Origin of the sequence: Actinoalloteichus sp. GBA129-24 (assembly GCF_001941645.1) — a bacterium.
Lineage (GTDB): Bacteria > Actinomycetota > Actinomycetes > Mycobacteriales > Pseudonocardiaceae > Actinoalloteichus_A > Actinoalloteichus_A fjordicus.
The window spans coordinates 5356510-5378690 of record NZ_CP016077.1 but is presented as its reverse complement, the minus strand read 5'-3'; the positions used below and the strand labels follow the sequence as shown (position 1 = coordinate 5378690).

General features: G+C 70.3%; 14 protein-coding genes. 5 read left to right on the top strand and 9 right to left on the bottom strand.

What is annotated here, in order from left to right; all coding sequences use genetic code 11:
• Position 1: 1 nt before the first annotated feature.
• From UA75_RS22940 to UA75_RS22925, 4 genes are all read right to left on the bottom strand, one after another.
• On the bottom strand, positions 2-5308 hold the full coding sequence (locus UA75_RS22940; protein ID WP_075742022.1) for a hypothetical protein: 5307 nt from the start codon (positions 5306-5308) through the stop codon (positions 2-4).
• The gene (locus tag UA75_RS22935; RefSeq protein WP_075744107.1) at positions 5305-8127 is read right to left on the bottom strand and encodes a DEAD/DEAH box helicase; all 2823 of its coding nucleotides are present in this window, start codon (positions 8125-8127) and stop codon (positions 5305-5307) included. The genes UA75_RS22940 and UA75_RS22935 overlap by 4 nt, the downstream gene beginning before the upstream one ends.
• Before the next feature lie 224 nt (positions 8128-8351).
• Positions 8352-9428 (bottom strand): serine/threonine-protein kinase, encoded by a 1077-nt coding sequence (locus UA75_RS22930; RefSeq protein WP_075742021.1) that lies wholly within the window; start codon positions 9426-9428, stop codon positions 8352-8354.
• 238 nt (positions 9429-9666) lie between these two features.
• Positions 9667-10248, bottom strand: a complete 582-nt coding sequence (locus tag UA75_RS22925) for an ArsR/SmtB family transcription factor (RefSeq protein WP_075742020.1) — start codon at positions 10246-10248, stop codon at positions 9667-9669.
• A gap of 63 nt (positions 10249-10311) precedes the next feature.
• Between UA75_RS22925 and UA75_RS22920 the strand changes: the two genes are divergently transcribed.
• Positions 10312-11613: an MFS transporter gene (locus UA75_RS22920; protein ID WP_318533341.1), complete on the top strand. Its 1302-nt coding sequence runs from the start codon at positions 10312-10314 to the stop codon at positions 11611-11613.
• Between the two features lie 95 nt (positions 11614-11708).
• Here the strand turns inward: UA75_RS22920 and UA75_RS22915 are convergent, their stop codons facing one another.
• Positions 11709-12803, bottom strand: a complete 1095-nt coding sequence (locus UA75_RS22915; RefSeq protein WP_075742019.1) for a winged helix DNA-binding domain-containing protein — start codon at positions 12801-12803, stop codon at positions 11709-11711.
• Between the two features lie 105 nt (positions 12804-12908).
• Complete coding sequence (locus UA75_RS22910; RefSeq protein WP_075742018.1) at positions 12909-13757, bottom strand: NAD(P)H-binding protein; 849 nt, start codon at positions 13755-13757, stop codon at positions 12909-12911.
• Between the two features lie 62 nt (positions 13758-13819).
• On the opposite strand from UA75_RS22910, the gene UA75_RS22905 reads away from it, so the two are divergent.
• The 3 genes from UA75_RS22905 to UA75_RS22895 all read left to right on the top strand — a co-directional run bounded on the left by UA75_RS22905 (position 13820) and on the right by UA75_RS22895 (position 17457).
• Positions 13820-14791, top strand: a complete 972-nt coding sequence (locus UA75_RS22905) for a helix-turn-helix transcriptional regulator (RefSeq protein ID WP_075742017.1) — start codon at positions 13820-13822, stop codon at positions 14789-14791.
• Between the two features lie 151 nt (positions 14792-14942).
• Positions 14943-15947 (top strand): non-homologous end-joining DNA ligase, encoded by a 1005-nt coding sequence (gene ligD / locus UA75_RS22900; RefSeq protein WP_232237371.1) that lies wholly within the window; start codon positions 14943-14945, stop codon positions 15945-15947.
• A gap of 238 nt (positions 15948-16185) precedes the next feature.
• Positions 16186-17457, top strand: a complete 1272-nt coding sequence (locus UA75_RS22895; RefSeq protein WP_075742016.1) for an erythromycin esterase family protein — start codon at positions 16186-16188, stop codon at positions 17455-17457.
• 187 nt (positions 17458-17644) lie between these two features.
• Here the strand turns inward: UA75_RS22895 and UA75_RS22890 are convergent, their stop codons facing one another.
• The 3 genes from UA75_RS22890 to UA75_RS22880 all read right to left on the bottom strand — a co-directional run bounded on the left by UA75_RS22890 (position 17645) and on the right by UA75_RS22880 (position 20118).
• Positions 17645-18346, bottom strand: coding sequence for a TetR/AcrR family transcriptional regulator (locus tag UA75_RS22890; protein ID WP_075742015.1), 702 nt, complete (start codon positions 18344-18346; stop codon positions 17645-17647).
• A gap of 188 nt (positions 18347-18534) precedes the next feature.
• A complete protein-coding gene (locus UA75_RS22885) occupies positions 18535-19440 on the bottom strand; it encodes an alpha/beta fold hydrolase (protein WP_075742014.1) in 906 nt (301 codons plus the stop codon).
• Between the two features lie 174 nt (positions 19441-19614).
• Positions 19615-20118: a GNAT family N-acetyltransferase gene (locus UA75_RS22880; RefSeq protein WP_075744104.1), complete on the bottom strand. Its 504-nt coding sequence runs from the start codon at positions 20116-20118 to the stop codon at positions 19615-19617.
• Between the two features lie 716 nt (positions 20119-20834).
• Between UA75_RS22880 and UA75_RS22875 the strand changes: the two genes are divergently transcribed.
• A complete protein-coding gene (locus tag UA75_RS22875) occupies positions 20835-22157 on the top strand; it encodes an MFS transporter (RefSeq protein ID WP_075742013.1) in 1323 nt (440 codons plus the stop codon).
• Positions 22158-22181 lie beyond the last annotated feature (24 nt).

The following is a 22181-nucleotide window of genomic DNA, read 5'->3' as shown; positions in this document are numbered from 1 at the left end:
GTCATCGGCGGTTGTTCCTCGTCGCCGCCCGGCCTGCCTGCTCGATGTCGTCGGCGTGCTCGGCGCGGCCGCCGTCGTCTGCCGCGTCCAGGCGGGCGGCGAACACCTGATGCGCCTGTCGCATCTCGCCGACCCGCTCGGCCTTCACGAACGGCGCCGTGTAGCCGACGGGTGGCGGAGGAACCGGCGGGAGGGACTCGCGTTGCTTCTCCTCGGCCGCTGCCCACTCTTCGGCCGCCAGCCGGTGCGCCGTGAACGCCTGCCAGTGTTCCTTGGTCTGGCCATGGCCGTAGGCGTTCCAGTTTCCCGCCAGCTTCCGGCCCGCCGCGTCGAAGTACATGTCGTCCTCGTAGTCGGACAACACCGGGAACCGGGAGCGATAGATCGTCTGCAGGTGATCGGCCGAGAGTCCCAGCCACACCGCCACCAGGGCGTCGATCTCCACCAGGGCCGCCCGCCGAGCGCGTTCGGTCCGCAAGGGGGTCTCTGGTGTCCACTCCGGCCCCACCGCCGCCAGCGGCGGCAGTCCCGGCCAGTCCGCCGCCCAGGCATCGGCGTTCCAGCAGTCGTCGAACAACTCGGCCCACAGGGGTGCATAGGCCTCGGTCAGGCAGTTCAACCGCAGGGTGCGCAGCAGGAGCGGGGCGGCCAGCGGGTGAGTGGGGGAGGGGGCGGGCATGCGGCGGACGTTTCGGACGTCCAGATGTTCGGTGCCGGTGACCCGAAGCAGGTAGTCCACGGGTAGTGATGCCCAGAACCCGGCGGTCAGTGCCGTTCCCCGATTATCTGGCAGCGCCATGCTGCGGACGGCGTGGATGTGTGCAGGCCCAGGCGGAATCAGTGCGGCGAACAGGCTTCGTTCTGTATCGGAAGGCACCATCTCACGCCAGGCCACCCGGAAGAAATCGACGTAGGGACGTCTTGCCTTGTCCCGCAGGACGGCGTCGATCTCGTCCTCCTGCACCTTGTCCGGCGAGACTCTGCGGTGCTCGCTCACGAGGCGCCGCGCCGCCGCCACCTCGGCCGGGTCCGCCCACAAGCCTGCCAAGATGCGGTGATCGACCCAGCGGTCCCATTCGGCATCGGCTGGTCGCGCCGTTCGGTAACTCGTCCCCGGCACGGCGTCGGTCGGCAGCACGGTGAGATCCTGCGGCCGGGCACCCGTCCCGGTGTTCGGCGGCTGTTTGAAGAACGGCGTCGCCACCCCGAGCTGCGGACCCTTGAGGATCACGTCCGACCAGCTCTCCGGCTGCCCGACCCACGTCTCGATCACGCCGCGCTTGCGCGCTACGGACTCGTCGAAGCCCCGACTGATGCGAAGGTCCCAGCCGGCCAGGCGGTGTTCGTTCCGGCCCAGGGACCGGATCGCCTCTTCCTCCTTCCGGCTCACCGGATAGAGCAGGGCGGTCTCCTCGACCTCGGCCGACGACCCGCCCTGTACCCGGTGCCACTCGGCGAGCGTCGCGCGATCGACGGAGATGACCCGACTCGCGTGTGGTCTCTCGTTCCACCCGCCGTCCTCGCGCACCCCGATCATGGTCTCGTCATCGGCTGCGCCCGGAGCCAGCGAGTCGGTCAGCACGGTGGCGCGCAGCAGCCAGCTCAGGTGTTGAAAGCCGATCTCGTCCTGTTCGCCACCGTAGACATGCAGCCCGAAGTGCGAGCTGCGGTTGACCGGTGGCGGGAAGAACCGGTTGCCCGCGTTGACGAAGTCGCCGTGGACCCGCAGCCGTCGATACGCCGCCGCCCGCAATGCGGACTCGTTCTTACCGGTGAAGTGAGTGTCCGGATGCAGTAACCCCACCGCGCCGTGGTCGCCCCGGTTCGCCCAGGTCCGGATCATGAAGGCCCGGTAGAGATCCGGCTGGGTACCTGTCAGCAGTCGGTAGGTCGGTCGAGAACTCAGGAAGCTCGAGTTGCCCACCTGGTTCACCAGCTCGGCCAGGTAGAAAAGCACGCGATGCTTCTCGGCACTCAGCAGCTCCGTCTTACGGTCCCGCCACGCCGTCGCGGTCGGTTTCTCCGCCAAGGCGAACCACGGATCGAGCTCCGCCAGCACACCGCCCTCGTCCCAGCGAGGCCGCACCCACGGCGGATTGCCCACCTGGATGTCGAAGCCGCCCGCCGGGCTCGCGAAGACCTGGGCGAAGTCCAGCTCCCAGTGGAAGAAACCCTGCCGATCGGCGATCTCCTCGGCGTCGCCCAGCCAGAGATACCGCTGCCGGATATCCGCCCAGCTCTCCATGCCGGTGAGCAGCGGAATCTCCTTCTCCTCCTCCGCCAACACCGCCAGCAGCTCGGTCTCCTCGAACAGACCTTCCAGCGGCCTGACGCCCAGCATGCTCTCCGCGAAGTCCAGCCAGTCGTCGATGTCCGTCAGCGGGATCACCGTTCGTCGGGTGGGCTTCGTTCGATCCTTCTTCGAGGTGGTCCCGCGCGGCTTCATGATGTCCATGGCAGGCACGGACGCCTCCGAGCTGAACAGGTCGATCTGTTCGCCCCGGCCCCCGACATTCATCGCCAGCTGTTCGGTGTACTGCCAGGCGGGACTCGCCGCCGCCACCACCGGGCTCGGCGCGGCGGAGTCCCCTTGCGCGGCCGCAGCCGGGGCGGCCCGCACACCCAGGGCCCCGATCGACCGGCTCTGCTCCGCGAGCTGTTCTGACCTCGCGTATCGCGGTGATTCGCCGGTGAGCAGATCCGCCTTTCCTGGCGGCCAGAACCACAGTGCGCACCAGACGTCCATCAGCTTCTTGAGCCGCCAGTACGGGGAGCCCACCGCATGCAGATCGTCGTAGATCTGCTGCCGGGGGACCGTCTCCACCGGCCGGGGCAGATCTTCCGCCCCCCAGATCGCGATGTCTCGGGAGATCTCCCGTTCCGAGAGCTTCAGGCGTCGGATCACCACCCTCCAGAGCATCTCGACCTGGTCGGCCAGTCTGCGCAGCCGGTTGAGTCGCTTCGTCCTGCCCGCGCTCGGCCAGTGGCGCATCGCCTTGCGCCACGTGTTCAACGCGGCGCTCTTCCCGGGTGCCAGCGCCTTGGCCTCCGACTCGCCCGCCACCGCCCCCCAGCCGATGGCGGGCAGCAGGAAGTGGTGCACCGCGCCTGCCGGCAGGCTCCGGTGCAGCGGGACGTCCAGCGGCACCGCCGGGTCCTTGGTCGCCGCCCACCGGCCCGAGGTGAGGTCCTCCCCGACATAGCATCGCCTGCCCGCCCCGATCAGGGAGTTCCCCCGCCGCAGATGCAGGCCGAACCACGGCGCCGCCAGACCGGGGTGCATCACGTTCAGCCAGATCGACACCTCGGCGAGCTCCACCGCCGTGCGATTCAGGTCGACCCCGTAGCTGTTGTGCAGCGCCAGATGGGCCTTGACCTTTCGGAGCTCCTCCTCGTACTCCTCGGGCGGTATCGACCGACCCTGGCCGCGCAGCTCGTCGCCGCGCCTGCGGAGGTATTCGGCGGCGAGCTGATTGATCGCCTCGTTGAGGAACGCACCCGAGCCCAGCGCCGGTTCGCAGATCCGCCAGGTCAGCAGATCCCGGGCCGGAAGCTCGCCTGGATGCTCCGTGATGCGCTGGCGCAGGGCCAGGCTCACCGTCGCCCTGGTCAACGACTCCGGGGTGTAGTAGGAGGCGCTGGTCTGGCGGTCGCGTCCCGCCAGCCGGTAGACGAAGGAGCCCGCCGGATAGTGGGCGCGGAAGGTCTCAGCGCGATCGGGGTCCTGGTCCACCCAACGGACGAACACCTCGTTGGGGAACTGGTCGGCCGCCGAGACCGGGATCAGCCAGCTGCCGCCCTCGGCGTCGCCCTTCTTCGCCACCTCGAAGAGGTCTTCCTCGGCGATGAAGCCGGTATAGGACATCAGGCCCTCGTAGACGGCGCCGAGCTGATTGATGCCCAGCTGGGCGTACGAGATGAAGCCGGTGCGCTCGCCCCGACCCCGGCCCTTGGTGAGCATCAGCAGCCGCAGCACCGCGTGCAGGACGCCGTTGCGCAGCCGGGTGTCCAGGTACTCCGGCGGGCCGGTCGGATCGTCCGCCTCCCAGTCGGGATGCCGGATCCGGCCGATCAGCGTCACGCGCGAGGGCAGGAAGAGGTCGGAGTTCAACGCCTCGAAGCGCAGCCCCTCGCCCTCGCTGCGATCGGCCGCCTCGCCCATCGACCGGCTGCGGTATCCCGTATTGACCAGGCTGCACAGCAGATCCAGTGATTCGTACAGGTGGAAGCCCTCGCGGTCGACGTCGTCGACGATCGGATGCGTGGCCAGCTCGCCCAGCCGGGCGAGGCCGTAGCCCTCCCCGTACTCGGGATAGTCGGCAGGCAGGATGCCCAGCTCCGGTCGCGCCTCGGCATACAGCAGGAACAGGATGCGATACAGATAGCGCAACGCCTCGTCCCGCAGCGTGCGGCCCAGATCGGTGAGCGCCTCGACGTCCTGAGGATGCACGTCCGCCTCGCGGAGCCGATCGAGCACCTCGTTGGCGATCAGCTCCACCGAGCGCTGCAGACCCGCCCGCAGTTCTGGTGACACCCCGGCCGCGTGCTGATTCGACTCGCCCACCAACTCGGCCAGTGGGCTGTCCCCGCCCGCGTCCGGGGCGTGCAGCGATGCCGCCGAGAACAGCTCGGCCACCGTGTGCAGCTCACCGACGGTGCTCGTGTCCATCCGGCCCAGCACGGTGTCCAGATTCGTCGCCAGATAGCGGCCTTCGCCCCAGGTGTACCGGTCGGCCAGCACCAGCACCGCACCCGCCAGGATCAGCACGTAGCGGGGCGGATCCTCGGTGCGGAACAGGAAACGAGCCAGTCCGCTGCCCGTCTCCTCCTGCCGCTTCACGCCGTCGTTGGTCTCCACCGGCGTCAACAGCGCGCCCCCGCCGTCGGCTTCGAAAGCGGCGTCGACGTTCAGAGCCCAACCGCACTCGATCACCACCACGCCGCGATCGGCGTGCAGCACCGGCACCTGTGTCTCGGCGTCCCCGTTGCGGACCACGAGATCGTGGCGCTCCACCGTGAAGCCGAGGGCCGTCGACACTCGGTCATGCAGCAGTTGCAGGGTCCTGCGCCACGCCGGACTCGCCGCCGCGAGCTGGTAGTTCGACTCGGCAACGTCCGCCAGTTCGGCCCTGGCCTGAAAGAACGGCTCGCGCAGGCCGCGCAGTCCGTCCCGCGCTGCGGTGAACTCCCCGAGCTTCTCCTTGCCCGCCCGGTCCTTGGCCCGTTCCTTCATCGTTCTGGGCAACACAGCGGTCAGGTAATGCGGTGAGAAGTAGTCACCGACGTTGCGTAGGCCGTCGAAACTCATACCCGCCCCTGCAACACGCCGAGCACCCGAAGGAACGGTTCTCCGGAGATCTGCAGCGACCGCGAGAGTTGGCGTTGTGCGTCGACCGCCTCCCGTGCCCCGCGCCGCCTGCCCCGGAGACCCTCGTCATCGAACAACTCGAGTTGGTTCTCGAACCGGGAGACCCTGGCCTCGTGCTCCTCGAGTTGCGCCGCCACCTCGGCTTCCAGCCTGCCGCGCCGTGCGTTCAGCTCGACGCGAGCGGCGTCGATCGCCTGCGGGAGCAAGGCCGTCAGTCCCGACACGTCGTCGTCTCCCCCCGGGTTGTGCGTTCCCGGCCCCAGCCGCTCGGCGAGCACTTCGAACATCGATCCGCAGACCGGCCGCCCGGGTAGACCGGTCACCGCCAGCCACTCCACCGCCGTCGGCTGCCCCAGCGCGTTCGAGAACATCCCCTGGATCAGGAACACCGGTTCCTCGACGTCCACCCGCAGTACGGGCGCCCGCTGGCGGCCGTAGCGAACCAGCAGCTTGTCCACCAGCCACTCCACCGCCGGATGCAGGTCGCTGGCGAAGGCCACCGTCGGCCAGTGCGATCCGGACTCCATCTTCGCCTCCTCCAGCCGCTCCGAGGCCTTACCTTGGTCGAAGATCAGGTGCAGCCGCTCCTTCAGCCGCCGCTCGCGCACGTACTCCGGCGGCAGTACGGACAGGCGACGCAGTAGGTCCTCGGGCGGCGTGAGAATCAGTGCACCGTTCTCCCAGGCGATGTTCAGTGCATCCCGGTCGCCGTACAGCTCGTGTAGCGCCTCGGTCACGAAGGCCTCGGTGTCGGCGAACAGGCTCGGCATCGACACCCGCAGCGGCGGCGCAGGCGGCGAAGCGGTGGCCGACTGGTCCAACAGCCCGTCGAGGACCGCGCTCTCACTCGGCCCCGCCAGGGACTCGGCGATGTCCCGATCCGCCAGCAGCTCCCTGGTCAGCCGATCCTCCTCCTTGCGAGCATCGTGGACTCCGATGACCGTCTCCGCCGTCCCGAGGCTCCGGTGGGCGTCCTCCTCCTTCTTCAGCAGCTTCTCCGCCACCGTCCGGTCGTCCTTGGCGCCGGGCACCTCCGAGGTGAGGATCAGCGCGGCGAACTCGGGTGAGTGCTCCTGCCCGAAGCGGTCGATGCGGCCGTTGCGCTGTTCGATGCGGATGAGACTCCACGGCAGGTCATAGTGCACGAGCTGGTGGCACTGCTCGTGCAGGTTGACGCCCTCGGAGGCGATGTCCCCGGTGAGCAGTACCCGAACCGGGGCTTCCTGCCGTCCGAAGTCGGCGAGGATGGACTGTTCGTCCTTATCGGACACACCGCCGTGTAGCACCCGAACGGCCGCGTTCTTCTCGTCGCCCTTCGCAGGCACGGCGAAGCCGAGGCGTCCTGGCAGCACGGTGGCGAGCCACTCCAGCGTCGGCACCCGCTCGGAGAACACGACGACGCGCTCCTTGCTGCCGGGGCCGACCCCGAGCTCCCGCAACCGGGCCACCAGCGCGGCCAGCTTCGCCGAATCCTCGTCCTGGACGGCGGCGACCGCCGTGCGCAGCCTGTTCAGCGCCGCGCGCTCGACCTCGACGCTCTCCCCCGGTCGATCGGCGAGGCTCGTGAGTCGTCGGTCCACCGTCTCGGCCAACGAGCGGTGCGAGGACAGGAACGACTTGAGCAGGATGTAGGGGAAGAGTCGCCGATCCTTCCCCGAGGCGGGTGAGACACCCTCGGCCAGCCAGGAGTCGGTCAGCTCGGCGAAGACCGCCTCTTCAGCAGGCGACGCGGCACAGCGGATCGGCACCGAGGGGCCACGCTCGGCCCACGTGTCCGTGATGTGATCCCGGACCTCGGGGCTGATCTTGGTGCGTCGCACGTAGACGTGCTCGATGTCGCTCGCCGCGTAGTCCTCCGGATCGGCGATGGCGGAGCGATCCAACAGGCTGATCAGCTCGGCGAAAGAGCGCATGTCGCCGTTGTGCGGCGTGGCACTGGCCAGCACCAGCGCGTCCGTGCGCGGTTCCAACACCCTCGCCAACCGGCTGCGCAGGCTCGAGCTGCCGATCAGATTGTGCGACTCGTCGATGACCACCGCATCCCAGTGGATCTTCTCCAGGTGGTGCCGGTACTGCTCGACGTTCTTCAGCGTGTCGATCGAGATGATGACCCGCTTGTAATAGGTGAACGGATTGCGACCTGCGGGAATGTCCCTGGCAATGCGTTGGATGCCCACCGAGTCGAGTCGGATCAGGGGAATGGAGAACCGCGTCCACATCTCCCGTTGGAACTGCTCCAGGATCTGCTGGGGCGTGACCACGAGAATCCGCTCGCCTCGGCCCCGGCGGATCAACTCGGCCAGGGTCAGGCCGATCTCCAGTGTCTTGCCGAGACCGACGACGTCGGCGATGAGAATCCTCGGCCGCAGTCCGCGCAGCGCCAACTCGGCGGGGCGTTGCTGATACGGATTGACGTCGAGGAGGAAGCCCTCGGACATCGCCAACCCACGCTCTCGCCTGGGCAGCGGGGTTTTACGCAGCACCGCTTCCAGGAAGAGGCGGGTCGACCGAAATCGAGGACTCGAGTCGGTGACCAGCGTGGTGTCCTCCGGCCGAAGCAGAGTGATGCCGTTGCCTCTGGTCCGTTCGATGGCGGTGAAGAACGTCGCCTCTTGATCCCGGACCAGTCCGGAGACTCCCACCGCGCGGATCTTGTCACCATCGTGCTGGGTTCGGGCTGCGGAACGGATCAACCACACCTCGTCTCGGACCAGGATGTGGCCGCCGGGAGGCCAGCCGGTCTCCTGCGAGGCTGTCACCTCAGGTACCTCCACGTCATCGGTTCGGAGCACTGTCCGCGAGTATCTCTGTTGGTTGCTGTGCTCCCGCGACGCGCCTGTCGTCGGGATCCTTCGTCTAGCCGCCGATACGCCACTGCTGCCCTGGACTGCCGTCGGTCCTGCCCGGCCGTCTTGCCCGGTCGGGAGCGTGTCAAGGTTGTGCGTAGTGGTCGCTGCACCCCTGTCCGGCGTTCGGTGATCGATCAGAATGTCGCACCCCGGGAGTATTCCCGGCGGAGTAGGTCGGCCATCTGGACGGCGACGGCCGCCGAACCCGCGACGGCGCTCTCCTCGATCGGAACTCGGGGCCGCACGCTGCTCGTCTGAGTCGGCGGCGCCGATTCGGCCGCCTGCCTGCTCGGCGGCTGCCAGCCGCTGGTGGCCGCGCGCAGGCGCAGCCGGGCCTCCTTCGGTTCGAGGCCCGCGTCGGCGACCACGGAGACCAGCAGATCCCGGGCTTCTTCGACGCTTGGTCGATCCGACGCGTGCTTGGCGAGCATGCCGTCGATCGCCGGGATCAGCTCCGCCGCGAGCCCGGACAGATCCGGCCGTGTCGACGGTGAGGAGATCTGCTCCATCAACGGATACAGGCCGGGAGCGTTGTAGGGGTAATGCCTGGTAGCCGCGTAGAGCAAGGTGGCCCCAAGCGCGTAGACGTCGCTTGCTGCCGTCAACGGTTGCGCCATGACCTGTTCGCTCGGCATGCACACCACGGTGCCCACCACCATGTTCGAGGGAGTGATCCGCCCCCGGTCCATGCTCTGGCCGTTCTCGGTGGACGGGAGCTTGGCCTCGGTCAGCAGCGCCAGACCGAAATCGATGAGCACCGGACCCTCGTCGGCAAGGATGATGTTGTGCGGTTTGAGGTCGCGGTGCAGCACGCTCGCCTCATGGATCTGTCGGAGGCCGCCGTCAAGCAGGGACGCGCCGAGGATCGCCACGAGTTCTGCCTTCATCGGTCCGTCGGTCTCGATGAAGGCGCGCAACGTCGGCCCCGGGACGTAGCGGACGGCGAGCCACGGGTGGCCAGCCTCGTCCTCTCCTGCCTCGAGGTAATCGACCACTCTCGGGCCGCCTACCAGGCGCAAAGTGTCGATCTCCGAGGCGAAACGCCGTCGATCGAGGTCGGAGAGCGTCGGCGAACTGATCTGCTTGACGGCGACGTCTTCACCGGCCCGAGAAATGCCGCGATACACGACCCCCATACCCCCTCGGCCGAGTTCACCGAGAATCCGGTACTGGCCGATGTACCTGATCGTGGTCGCGCTCTCCGCGGTCAACCCGTTCCCACCTCACCCGCACATCACGCTACGCCACTCGATCGGCTGAAGAGTTCAGTCTGCCTCGAACCGGATCACCGTCCGTGCATTCTAAATGGAGTACACAGCCTCGATCTCACCGAGCGTGGGAATCTGGTTGTGCATCGCCGAACTTGAGGATCCCTGACCGGGGTATGGCGGGTGGTGACGACGCGAGCCGTCCGCAGTCTCCGACGCCCGCCTTCGCCTGTTCGTGCTGCTACTCCGCCATCCGGTGCAGGATGAAGACGCCGTTGACCAGCGGCCGGTCCCGGCGCTGGTGGTCGGTCTCGATGTACTCGTGGAGGACGGCGTGGATGCGGGCGTCCAGCTCGTCGACCTCTTCCGGGGACAGATGCAGCGCGAATCGCTCGTAGGCTCGGAGCGATTCGGGGCCCGCCGCCCGCAGCTCCTCCTGGAAGGCCTCGATCGGGGCGCCGACGGCGTCCGTGCCGCTGAGCGGACCCTCCAGCCACCAGACCGCGCCGTCGTAGGTGTACGGCTTCTCCAGGGCGCCGCTGGTGCCGGTGCGGACGGGCGCCGGTGTCAGCAGGCCTGCGGCGACGAGCTGACGGACGTGATACAGCACCGTGCCGGGATCGCGATCGAGCCGGTCGGCGAGCTCCTTGTTCGTCAGCTCGCGGTGCCCGCACAGCCGCAGGATGCGCAGTCGCAGCGGGTGCGACAGCGCCTTGACCTCCTCGGGGGTCGCCTTGCGCCGTCTCCGGTCCGCATTGGGCGCTCCGGGTTCGTCCGTGGCCCGACTTCTCGGTCGGCGGCGGTCGTCGTCGTGATCGCCCATGCCGGGCAGGGTAGTCGGCGCGAATCGATGGAGTTTACTCAATCGATTTGTGATACTCCATCGGTGACCGATGCCGTGACACCCGAGGCCCCCGACACCCCCGCTGGCCGTGACCCCGTTGCCGGGCCCGACCCGGCCGGAGGGCGCTCGCTCGGCCGGAGCTACTGGCAGCTGTGGACCTCCTCGGGGCTCTCCAATCTCGCCGACGGGGTCCTCAAGGTCGTCCTGCCGCTCATCGCCGTCCGCTACACCCAGTCGCCCGCGTTGATCGCGGGCCTGGCTATCGCGCTGACCCTGCCCTGGCTGCTGTTCGCCTTACCGGCGGGCGCGCTGGTCGACCGGCTAGACCGTCGCCGGGCCATGCTCGTCGCGAACCTGGTCCGCGCGGGGCTGCTCGGGGTGCTCTCGATCTGCGTCGGACTCGACATCGCGTCGATCTGGCTGCTCTACGTCGTCGCGTTCGGCGTCGGCATCACCGAGACGATCTATGACACCTCGGCACAGTCGATCCTGCCCAGCGTCGTGGCGCGCGATCAGCTCTCCCGGGCCAACGGGCGGCTGTACGCCGCCGAGCTGACCACCAACCAGTTCATCGGCCCGCCGCTGGGCGGTCTGCTCATGGCGGCGGGCGCGGTGATCGCCGTCGTCACCCCTGCCGCGGCCTGGCTCGTCGCGGTAGGCGCTCTGCTGCTGGTGCGTGGTTCGTTCCGTCCCGTTCGGGAGCGGCGCTCCACGATGCGGGCCGACATCGCGGAGGGCCTGCGCTTCCTGTGGGGCAATCGGATTCTTCGCACGCTGGCCTCCATGACCGGGGTCTTCAACCTCGCCACGAGCGCGACCGGCGCCGTGTTCGTCCTCTACGCGGTCGGTCCCGGCTCTCCCATGGGGCTCTCCGAACCGATCTTCGGCTTGCTGTTGACCTCCACGGCGGTCGGCAGCCTGCTCGGATCGTTCATCGCCGAGCGGGTGGAACGGCGGCTCGGACGTGCGCGCTCGCTGGCCTTGTCCGTCATCGGCGGGACCGTGCTCGTCGGCATCCCCGCCGTCACCACGCATCCCGTCCTGATCGGGGCGGGCTTCGCGCTCGGCGGAACCACGACCGTCATCTGGAACGTCATCGTCGTGTCGCTGCGGCAGCGGATCACCCCGGACCGGCTCCTCGGCCGGATGAACAGCGCCTATCGGCTCCTCGCCTGGGGGACGATGCCGGTCGGCGCGGTGCTCGGCGGGGTGCTCGCGGAGGCCTTCGGGCTGCGCACGGTGTTCGCGGTGATGGCACTGGTGCTGTTCACTCTGCTCGTCGGCATGCGGATCTTGACCGATCGGGCCATCGACGCCGCCGAACAGGCGGGCGCGCCGACGTGATGCCGGGCGGCGGCCCGGCCTGCCCGCCGCACGCTGTTCCAGCGAAAGGCGGGCCGATTCGGCGTGCCGGAGTCGTGCGCACTCCCCGCCTCGGCCTACGCGCTCTGGTCGACGGGACGGAATCGGATGTCGTGCCTGCCCTCCTCGGCTGCGGCGAAGCGCAGCAGCCGCGTGCCCTCCTCGGTCAGCGCCGTCTCCTCCGCGCTTGTCACCGGGGCGAAGAGCCGAACGTCCAGCGTCGCGAGCCCGCCCTCCCGTCGGATGCTCCACACGCCCCGGACGAAGCCGTCCACGGTCACGGCCGCCTCGACGATGACATGTCGACGTCGATCGTCGGTCATCATCCGCGACCGGTCGGTGTGGGCGAGGACCACGTTGTCCAGGGCGGCGAGGAAGCGGACGGGGGCGGGCACGTCAGGGTCGGGGCGCGGTGCCTCGGGCAGGTCGAACAGCTCCCGGCCCGCCTCGTCGCGGAAGACGCGCAGCCGTGGGCGGAGGTCGTCGACCGGTTCGCGGAGTCGGGTCAGTCCGCTCCACGCCTGGACGTCCTTGACGGTGGCCGGGCCGAAGGCCGCCAGATAGCGCTGGATCAGGCGGGCAGGCTCGGGAGCGTCGGCCAGGCTGCGGCCGAGCCAGTGTTCGGCGAGGACGAACGGCGTCGCGCCGCGCCGCCGCCAGGTGCCGTCGGGCGGCGGGTGGATCACCGGCAACAGCCCCTGCACGGAGCGGGCCAGCCCGACCGGGTCGCGGCCCGGCCACTTCTCGGCCAATGCCCGACCCAACACGGGCCTGGTCACGACGTCGTGCCCGAGAAACACTCGTGCTGTGGCGGCCAGCTCGGCGAGATCGAGACCGGCGGTCGCCCGGCCGAAGGCACCCCGCTGCCAGCGCGCCAGCATCGGCTGCAACAGCGGGCGAAGCCACCGGTAGTCCTCGGCGGTCACCAGATGCTGGGTACCCCGGAACAGCGTCGCGCGGACCACGGTGCGCTCGTCGAGCAGCCGCGTCAGGTGGTCGAGCTCGAATGCGGTGAGTCGAGACCACAGACCGAGGTAGGGCGGATCGGGGTCCTGGGCCTGGAGGCCGACGAGGTGTTCGATCACCTCGGGCGCCGAGGCCGAGGTCCGCGCCAGCAGGAACTGTCGCGCCGACGTCGCCCGGTTGAGGGCGCGGCGGGTCAGGAGCGTCATGAAGTCCCCTCGACGGCGGGCGGGTGGCGGTCCGCGAGCGGCGGGTGAACGACGCCGCGCGCCGCCGCGATCCGGGCTCGCGAACCGATGTCGGCGTCGACGCGGTCAGCCGCCGAACGCCTCGGCGTTCTCCCGAACCCACTGCGCGAAGGTCCGCGCAGGCCTGCCGGTGACCTGCTCGACGGTGGGCAGCACGGTGCGGCCCGCCGCAGGCGTCTCAGTCCGCATGGCCAGGAAGAACTCGACGTCGGAGTCCGAGTATCCGCTCTGCCGCCACTCGGCGACGACCTCCTCCCGGCTCAGCTCGACATAGCGCACCTCGCGGCGGAGAACCTCGCCGATGATGCGCACCTTGTCGGGCGGCGTCAGCACCTCGGGCCCGGTCAGCCAGTGCTCCTGCGCGGAATGGGCGTCGTCGTCGCTGGTCAGCACCGTCGCGGCGACGGCGGCGATGTCCGCCTCGTGGATCATCGCGCTCTGGGACTCGGCGAAACCCTCCCGGACGACGCCTGCGCGGCGCACCGACTCGGCCCATTCCAGGGCGTTGGACATGAACTCGACCGGAGCCAGGTAGGTCCAGGTCAGGCCGCTCGCCTCGACGGCCGCCTCGAACGGTCCCGTCGTGATGTCACCGCGAAGCACGGTCACTCGGCGGACGCCCGCCTGCTCCGCGAGGGCGACGATCTCCGGCCCGGTGGTGAGCGGGGAGAAGTCCGCGCCGTCGAAGCTGATCAGGTGCGCGGCGTCGACGCCGTCGAACACCCCGTCCAGTCCTGCGACGTCGGCGAGGTTGCCTGCCACCGCCTCGGCGCCTGTGGGCAGGTCCGCCTTCCGGGGGTCTCGGGTGAGGGCGCGGACGCGATGGCCTGCGGCCAGGAGCTGTTCGACGAGGGGACGCCCGACAGTGCCGGTGGCGCCTGCGACGAGAATGGTGCGGGAGGCTGCTTCGGTCATGGCGCAGACGGTAGGAGCCTTCGCGGTCAGCCTTCGTCCTCGATTGTTGCCAGACTGGCCGAATGTTGGCCACCTCGGCTCGGCTGCTGCGGCTGCTCGGCCTGCTGCAGACGCATCGGGACTTCTCCGGCGCCGATCTCTCGGCGCGCCTCGGGGTGAGCCCCAGGACGGTGCGACGCGATGTCGACAAGCTCCGGGGCCTGGGATATCCCGTCAACGCCGTCGGCGGGGTCGGCGGTGGCTACCAGATGGCCGCAGGCGCCTCGCTGCCGCCGCTGCTGCTCGACGACGACGAGGCGGTGGCGATCGCCGTGGGACTGCGGATGGCCTCGGTCGGGGCGATCACCGGCATCGCGGAGACCTCCGTCCAGGCGTTGACCAAGCTCGACAAGATGCTGCCGTCGCGACTGCGTTATCAGGTCAGCACGCTCAGCGCGGCGCTGGTGACGATGCCCTTGCTCGGCCCCACCGTCGACCCGGCCACGCTGACCGCGATCGCCGCTGCGGTGCGCGACCGGCAGCGGCTGCGGTTCGACTATGTCTCTCACCAGGGGACGACCACCCTGCGCGACGTGGAGCCCTACCGGCTGGTCCACAACGGACAGCGCTGGTACCTCTTCGCCTGGGACACCCGGCCTGCGGACTGGCGGACGTTCCGCGTCGACAGGTCCACGCTGCGCATCCCGACCGGCCCCCGATTCGTGCCGAGGGCACTGCCGCCCGGCGACCTCGCCGACCACGTCGCGCTGGGCACGACCACCGCCGTCCGGTACTACCAGGCGGTCCTCACCATGCACGGCTCCGCCCAGGACGTCGCCGACGAGGTGCCGCCCACCCTCGGCCTCGTCGAGCCGATCGACGAGGAGACCTGCACGCTGCGCATCGGCTCGGACAGCCTCGATCAGCTCGCGGTGTGGGTGGCCGCCTTCGGCTTCGAGTTCGAGGTCCGCGAACCACCCGAGCTGGTCGAGCACCTCCGCACCCTGACCGCCCGGCTGAGTCGGGCGGCCTGGCCGACGGGGCGTGAGGGGTGACGTGTGGGTCGATCGGGCCGGTCGATCGGGCGCAGGACGACATGTCGGCCGATTCCGTCTCCTCCTCTCGTCCGCCGGCCGGTCGGCCCCGGCCGCCTGTCTCGGACTGTTTCAGTCGGCGTGGTCGGCGGGCTCGGGCGACGATGGCCCGATGTCGGAGGGCAGCGGTGCAGGCAGGCAGGCGGAGCGTCTTCCCGTGCTCCGGCCCATGCTCGCGACCGGCGGGCAGCCGATGCCGACGGGTCCGGACTGGGCCTGGGAGTTCAAGTTCGACGGCGTGCGGGCCATTGCGGCAGGCGATCGGGCGGGCGTCCGCCTGACGAGCCGAAACGGGAACGACATCACGGCGACCTACCCGGAGCTGACGGTGCTCGGCGAGATCCTCGGCGCGCAGCGGGCCGTGCTGGACGGCGAGATCGTCGCCATGGACGACAAGGGCAGGCCCTCGTTCGCGCTGCTGCAACGTCGAATGCACGTCCAACGGCCGACCGCCCGACTGACCGGGGAGATCCCGGTCGCCTGCTTCGTCTTCGACCTGCTCCACCTCGATGGCGTCTCGCTGCTCGGCGAGTCCTACCTCCGGCGGCGGGAGCTGCTCGACGGCCTGGCGTTGGACGGTCGGTCCGCTCGGGTCCGAGTGCCGCCGAGCCACCGGGACGTCGACCCCCGGCGGCTGCTCGACATCGCCCGCGACAACGGACTGGAAGGCACGATCGGCAAGCGGGTCGCGTCGGGCTATCGGCCAGGAGTCCGCAGCCGCGACTGGTTGAAGTTCCCGCTGATCAACACCTATGAGGTGGTGATCTGCGGGTGGCAGCCGGGCGGGGGACGGCGGGCCGGGCGGATCGGCTCGCTGATGCTCGGCGCCCATGACTCGGCAGGCGAGCTGCGGTACGTGGGGCACGTCGGAACCGGGTTCACGGAGCGGATGCTCGCCGAGCTGCTCGGCATGCTCCAGCCGATCGAACGGCCGACGAGTCCGTTCGCCGGGCCGGTTCCGCGCGAGTACTCCCGCGCCGCGCACTGGGTCGAGCCTCGGCTCGTCGGGGAGGTCGTCTATCGGACGTGGAGCCCCGACGGCAGGCTCCGGCACTCGGCCTGGCGCGGCCTTCGCCCCGACCGGGACGCACGGGAGATCAGCCTGCCCGCCTGGTAGTCCGCCCATCGCGTGGTGCCTCGGTCGCTCTCGTCGGGGGCCAGGTTCGCGCGGCCGGGATCGCGGGCTCGGGCGCGTATCGCCACGTCACGGGGTGCCCTGGTGGCGGATCGAAGACCCGGGCTGCGAGAGCAACAGGCCTGGCTCGCCTTAATTTTGACAAGTCTGTCAAAGTTAATGTCGTTGGGTGGCCGAGCCGTGCTCGCCCACCGTGGAATCGACGACTGGGAGTGAGGCCATGCGGGCCGGACAGGACTTCGCGAGCTGGATCGCCGAGAACGCGATCACGTCGCACTCGCTGGACCCGGCGGCGCCGCCGGACGATCTCGAACCCCTGCGCGAGCTGATCGGCGATGCCCGCGTCGTCGCGATCGGCGAGAGCTCCCACCACGTCGAGGAGTACTACCGGCTGCGACACCGGATGCTGCGCTTCCTCGTCGAGCGCTGCGGGTTCACCGACTACGTCTTCGAGGCACCCCTCACCGCGTCGAAGGCCGTCGACGACTGGATTCGGGGCGGCGCAGGCACGGTGACGGCGGCCGTGGCGGATGCAGACCTGGACCTGTGCCGATGCGGGGCGATGCGTGACACCCTGGCCTGGCTGCGGGACCACAACCGGGACGCGGCTCGCCCGGTGCGATTCACCGGCGCCCTCGCCGGTTCCGGCGGCTCCTCGCTGGCGGACCTGCATGAGGTCGCCGCCTACCTGGGGGCGGACGATCCGGACGCGCTCCCGCTGGTCGAGCGGGCGATCGACGCGATACGGCACTATCACGACGACGTGCTGCTGCGGTCGATCCAGAACTACGCGAGCGTCGAGGAGCCCATCCGAGACGCGCTGACCGCCGCGCTGAGCAGGCTGTCGGCGCGGATGCTGAGCATGACCGGCACGCAGGCAGATCGCGGACGCGGTGCCGAGCATCGGGCGGCATCGTTACTGGTCCAGGGCGCCTGGCGCCTGGACCACCTGCATCGCGACGTGTCCGGGTCCGGTCTGGCGATCGGCAGCACGTCGCTGGACGCCTTCATGGCCGAGGTGGTCCTGCACCGCCTGGCCGAGGGCGGACCCGCCGCCCGCGTCGTCCTCGCCCTGCACAACGTCCACCTCCGCGCGACGCCCGTCGCCCACGACGGGCCCGCAGGCCTGCATCCGACGGGCCGCGTGCTGCGGGAGGCCCTCGGCGACGACTACGTGGCGATCGCCGTCACGACCGACGGCGGGCAGGCCGTGACCGGCGAACTCGACCCCGACGCGCCGCTGGGAATCTCGCTCACGGCCGGTGCGGTTCCACCGTTGCTCGAGGGCTCGATGGAGACCGCGTTCCGCGACGTCGACGCCCCGCTGACGATCGCCGACCTGCGGGCCGCCCGAGGCCGGGTCACCGACGTCGGTTCGTTCCACCGCATGCGCAGCGAGGACGGCTTCCTCGGCGTGCCCGTCTTCGAGGCCTTCGACGCCGTTGCCCGCCTGCACCGCACGAGCTGCACCGAAGACGTCCCTCTCGGCTGAGCGAGTGCCGGGAGGTCGCCGCCATCGCACCGAGGTCCGGTGCCCGCCCCGGACCTCGCGGCGGCCTCGTGCTCTCGACGGGCGGGCCGAGCGCGACCCCGGTGGCGGCGGTCTCGGGCGCGCATCCCGAGCGGCGCTCCGCCGTTGGCGCACCCGGCGGGGCGGCGTCGTTCGAGGCGGGACGCGATCACTCGGGTGGCGTGGTCGGGCCGGTCGCCTCGGTCGTGGGCTCGGGCAGCGGCGCGGATGCCGATTCGGCGGACGAAGGGCCGCCCGGTGGCGCGGTCGGGGACTCGGCAGGCTGCCCGGTCGCGCCCAGCAGCCGCAGCAGGCTGGTACGGAGCAGCGCCGACGCCTCGTCGGCGTCGAGGCGCCCGGCATCCACCTCGCTGCCCGCCGTGTGTCCGAGGCTGATGATCGCGGCGGCCGACCAGTCGGCAGGCAGCCGTTGATCGAACTCGCCTGCGCGCTGACCGCGCCGGATCACCCGGATCAGCCGGTCAGTCACCGGGGCGTGCCGTCGCCGATCGGCCGCCGCATCCGGTGCGGTCTGGTCCGCCTGGCGCAGGCCGGGATGCCGGTCGGCGAGGCGGCCCGCCACGTCGATCAGTCTGAAGAGCGCGGCCGTGGGCGGACCCGTGTCGAGATCGGCCGCGTCCATCGCGGCCACCGCCGTCCTCGTGACCTCGTCGAGCGCTGCGGCGAGCAGATCCCGGCGCGACGGAAAGTGGGCGTAGACGGTCTGGCGGGTCACGCCTGCCGCTGCGGCGACGGCCTCCACTCCCGCCTCCGGTGAGGCGGTGAGCACCTCGACGGCTGCGGCCAGCACGGCCGCCCTGCTGCGTTCCGCGTCGGCGCGGCGGCGTCGCGGTGCCTCGGAAGACGTCACACTCACCTCGTCGCATCCGCGCCCGGCCTGGGCTCTCCCGTGTCCGAGACCGTAGCGGGCGCTGCGGCGACCACGCGCGAGGCCTCCCCGAGGCGGGGCACGTGATCATCCCGCCACCGGGTACGAGCCCCGATGATTCTGGTACGCGTGCGGCACGCCGGTCGGCAGCCGCGCGGTCGCGAGCGGCCTCAGCCTGCCAGCAGGTCGCCGCAGAAGGACCGGATGGCGCGGTGGACCACGGCGGGCTTCTCCCACGGCATGAAGTGCCCGGCGCCCGACACCCAGAACGGGCCGACGGCCTGCGGATACGCGATCGCGCACCTCGCCTCGATGTTCTCGCCCAAGGTCACCTGATCCCGGCCGATCAGCACCAGGGTCTGCTGCTGCACCGGCCGGTCGATGAGTTCGGGAGCGGACAGGGGCCGGGTGCCCATCACCACCTCGTAGTCGGCGAAGGAGGCCCGCAGCCGGTCGGCGTCGGCGTAGGGCTCGGTGAGCAGTGCCAGGTCGGCCTCGCCGAAGGCGTTCGGCGGACACCACATCCGGTGACCGAAGAACTCGGCGATGTAGCGTCGCCGCCGCTCCGGGGTGTTCAGCTCGGCCACCAGTTCGTCGGCGTGCCTGCCCTGTCGGTCCTGGTAGTCGTAGAGGGCGGGCTTGGGCGTTCCCGGCGGGATGCCCGCCGCCGCGAAGGCGTCCGGCAGATCCGGCATCGAGTCGTCGAGGATCACCAGCCGGTCGATCCGGTCCGGATGGCGGTTGGCCAGGTCGACGGCCACCATCGCGCCGAGGTCGTGTCCCGCCACGACGACGCGGTCCCAGCCGAGGGCGTCGAACAGGCCGATCAGGTCGGTGTTGAACGCCGCGAAGTCGTAGAAGTCGTCCGGAGCGAAGTCCGAGTCGCCATAGCCGCGAAGATCCGGCGCGGCGACGTCGAAGCCCGCCTCGGCCAGCGGCTCGATGGTGTGCGACCAGATCAGGCTGGTGCACGGGAAGCCGTGCAGCAGCAGGAGCGGCACCCCGTCGGCCCGGGGTCGTCTGACCGCCAGTCGGTGTCCTTCTCGGACCGTGACCAGGGTGGGAGTGACAGTCATGGCTCATCCTGACACGCCCGGCCGACTGGATCGGGCGCCCTGCGGGGCCGACGGCACGACGGCAGCCGACGGCGTGCGGGCCGTCGGATGCCCGGCGTGCCGGGGTGTCGCCCGCCCGATCCGCAGACCGGCGTGTCAGCGGGGCGCCGGGCCGCTCGGTGCGCAGTCGACGAACTACACCCCGAAGGCCGCCGGATACCGGACGACGCCGGTCGGGGCGGGCCGGTCGGCGTCGAGGGTCAAGGCGAGGAAGGCCTCGTCGGGCGCCTCGAACGGGGCCCGGACGCCGAACCCGGAGGCCGGGGTGAAGCCGAATCGCGGGTAGTAGGCGGCGTGGCCCAGGACGATGACGAGGTTCTCGCCGAGGCGGCGGGCGGCGTCGAGTCCGGTGCGGACGGCGGCGGAGCCGACCCCTCGGCCCTGGTACTCGGGCCGGACGGCGCAGGGCGCGAGTGCGAGCGCCGGTGCGCCGTCGACGTGGCAGCGGGTGAGCAGGGCATACCCGACGACCTCGCCGTCCTCGGTCTCGGCCACGACGGCGAGACCGTCGATCCAGGCCGTCGGGTCGGCACGTAGTGCGTCGACGAGGTCGGCCTCCTCCGCCGTCGGGAAGGCCGCGACGTTGACGGCGTGGACGGCCGCGATGTCGTCCTGAGTCTCGGATCGGGTGGTCCACATGGGCTGATCGTCCTTCTCGGTCGGATGCACAGACGTGTCCCGCAGGCGGCGTGGTCGGCCGACTGTCGGGTCGGAGGCCGCAGCCGTCGATGTCCGGGCGCCTGCACCGAGACGGCCCCGGCTCCGAGTCGTCTCGCCACGGCCCTCCATCGTGCCGCACGTCGGCACCGTCCCGCGCCGTGTCCCCCGCGTCGACGTGCCCGGATGTGCTCCGCGAGCGGCGGGGCGGCGCCGGGCGCCGACGGTGGGAGACGCCGGAGATCGAGCGGGCCGCCGCTCCCGGCGCACGGAGAAGGCGACCGGTCCGCTCCCGAGGCAGCGCGCCCGGCGTTCGCTCGAATCGGCGTCCGTTCCGGTCCCGCAGTGTCGCCGTCCACACGCTCCACCTGCGGCAGTCGCCACCCACACGCGCCGCATCGCTCCCTCACCACCCGCCGGTCACGCCAGCAGGCCGATGCTCCTCGGCCCGGCCATGCTGGCAGGTCAGGCGTGCCCGTTCGGCCTGCGGCGCTGTACCGGTTCACCGGCTGCGAAGGGCGGCAGAACCGCACAGCCCTCTTGCGCCGCGCGGGTTCGCATGGCTAGGTTTGCGGCGCCGAAGATGGAATCGGATTCCGCTCAGCGGGATTTAACTGGTCACGGGGATTCCGTCTTCGCTCTCGTAGGTCAGCGTTGATCGGCCAGGCGTACCTGGCACGCAGATGGAGGTGTGACTCATGGCGGAGTCTCCGACGGGAGCGAGCGCGGCGACCGCGTCGCCCGTCCCGAAGGCGAGATGGACACGGGTCGGCCTGCTGCTGTTCCTGATCTACCTCGTCTGTTACGCGGATCGCTCGAACATCAGCATCGCGGTGCCGGACATGGTCGAGCAGCTCCGCCTCTCCGGGACGGTCGCGGGCGTGCTCCTGTCGGCGTTCTTCTGGGGTTACGTCATCACCCAGATCCCCGGCGGCTGGGCGGCGAACCGGTTCAGCCCGAAGAAGGTCATCGTCATCTCGCTGATCGTGGTCGGCATCACGGCGTGCGCGACCGGTCTGACCAGCGACTACACCAGCCTGCTCGCGATCCGGTTCACCATGGGACTGGCCGAGGGCGCGGTGTTCCCGTCCTTCGCGGTGATGTTCCTGCGCTGGTTCCCCAGCCTCGAGCGCGGTCGGGCGGTGAGCTTCACCCAGTACGCCCTGCCGGTCTCCTCGGCCCTGATGGCGCCGCTGGCGGGCTGGATGATCGACGTCTGGAACTACCGCACGATGTTCATCCTGCAGGGCCTGCCCGCGTTCTTCCTCGCGCTGGCCTTCTGGCTGCTCGTCGCCGACGACCCGGTGGGCGACCGCAGGCTGGACCCTCGGGAGCGTGAGCTGATCCTGCGCGAGCGCGACGAGGAGACCAGCTCCGAGAGCACCTTCCTCGAAGGCCTGCGCAAGCCGGTGCTGTGGGCGCTGTGCCTGACGTACTTCCTGTGGATCACCGGGATGTACGCGTTCGGTCTCTGGCTGCCCTCGGTGATCTCGCAGTTCTCGGCCGCAGGCATCGGCGCGGTCGGCTGGCTCACCGCGCTGCCCTATGCCGTCGCCGCCGTCGCCCTCTACCTGTTCTCTCGCGCCTCGGACAAGTCGAGCCACTCGCGTGGCTGGTTCGTGGCGGGCGCGATGACCATCGGCGGCCTCGCCCTGCTCGTGCAGCACGTCGTCGGCGACGCGGTGTGGACCAACATGACGCTGCTGATCCTCACCGCGATCGGGATCTACGGCGCGCTGGGCACGTGGTGGACCTGGGCGCTGAGCAAGGTGCCGCGCAACCAGGCCGGTGCCTCGATCGGCCTGATCAACCTGTGCGGGAACTTCGGCGGCATCGTCGGCCCGATCCTCATCGGCGCGGTGTCCGCGCCGGGGGAGGGTCCCGGCAGCGGCTTCTACATCCTCGGCTTCGTGCTGTTGGGCGCGGCGGTGCTGGCCGCCGTGATCGCGGTGCGCAGCGACGGCCCCGCCGCCAGGTCGCGGCTCGTGGCCGCAGCGGAGCCCCCGACCACCCCGCGATGACCGGCCGGTCGTCGTCCGCTCATC

Excerpts from the sequence above, each read along its gene's own strand:
- UA75_RS22940 (WP_075742022.1), bottom strand. The coding sequence starts at position 5,308 with ATGAGTTTCGACGGCCTACGCAACGTCGGTGACTACTTCTCACCGCAT.
- UA75_RS22925 (WP_075742020.1), bottom strand. The coding sequence starts at position 10,248 with ATGGGCGATCACGACGACGACCGCCGCCGACCGAGAAGTCGGGCCACG.
- UA75_RS22915 (WP_075742019.1), bottom strand. The coding sequence starts at position 12,803 with ATGACGCTCCTGACCCGCCGCGCCCTCAACCGGGCGACGTCGGCGCGA.
- UA75_RS22910 (WP_075742018.1), bottom strand. The coding sequence starts at position 13,757 with ATGACCGAAGCAGCCTCCCGCACCATTCTCGTCGCAGGCGCCACCGGC.
- UA75_RS22905 (WP_075742017.1), top strand. The coding sequence starts at position 13,820 with ATGTTGGCCACCTCGGCTCGGCTGCTGCGGCTGCTCGGCCTGCTGCAG.
- ligD (WP_232237371.1), top strand. The coding sequence starts at position 14,943 with ATGTCGGAGGGCAGCGGTGCAGGCAGGCAGGCGGAGCGTCTTCCCGTG.
- UA75_RS22895 (WP_075742016.1), top strand. The coding sequence starts at position 16,186 with ATGCGGGCCGGACAGGACTTCGCGAGCTGGATCGCCGAGAACGCGATC.
- UA75_RS22885 (WP_075742014.1), bottom strand. The coding sequence starts at position 19,440 with ATGACTGTCACTCCCACCCTGGTCACGGTCCGAGAAGGACACCGACTG.
- UA75_RS22880 (WP_075744104.1), bottom strand. The coding sequence starts at position 20,118 with ATGTGGACCACCCGATCCGAGACTCAGGACGACATCGCGGCCGTCCAC.
- UA75_RS22875 (WP_075742013.1), top strand. The coding sequence starts at position 20,835 with ATGGCGGAGTCTCCGACGGGAGCGAGCGCGGCGACCGCGTCGCCCGTC.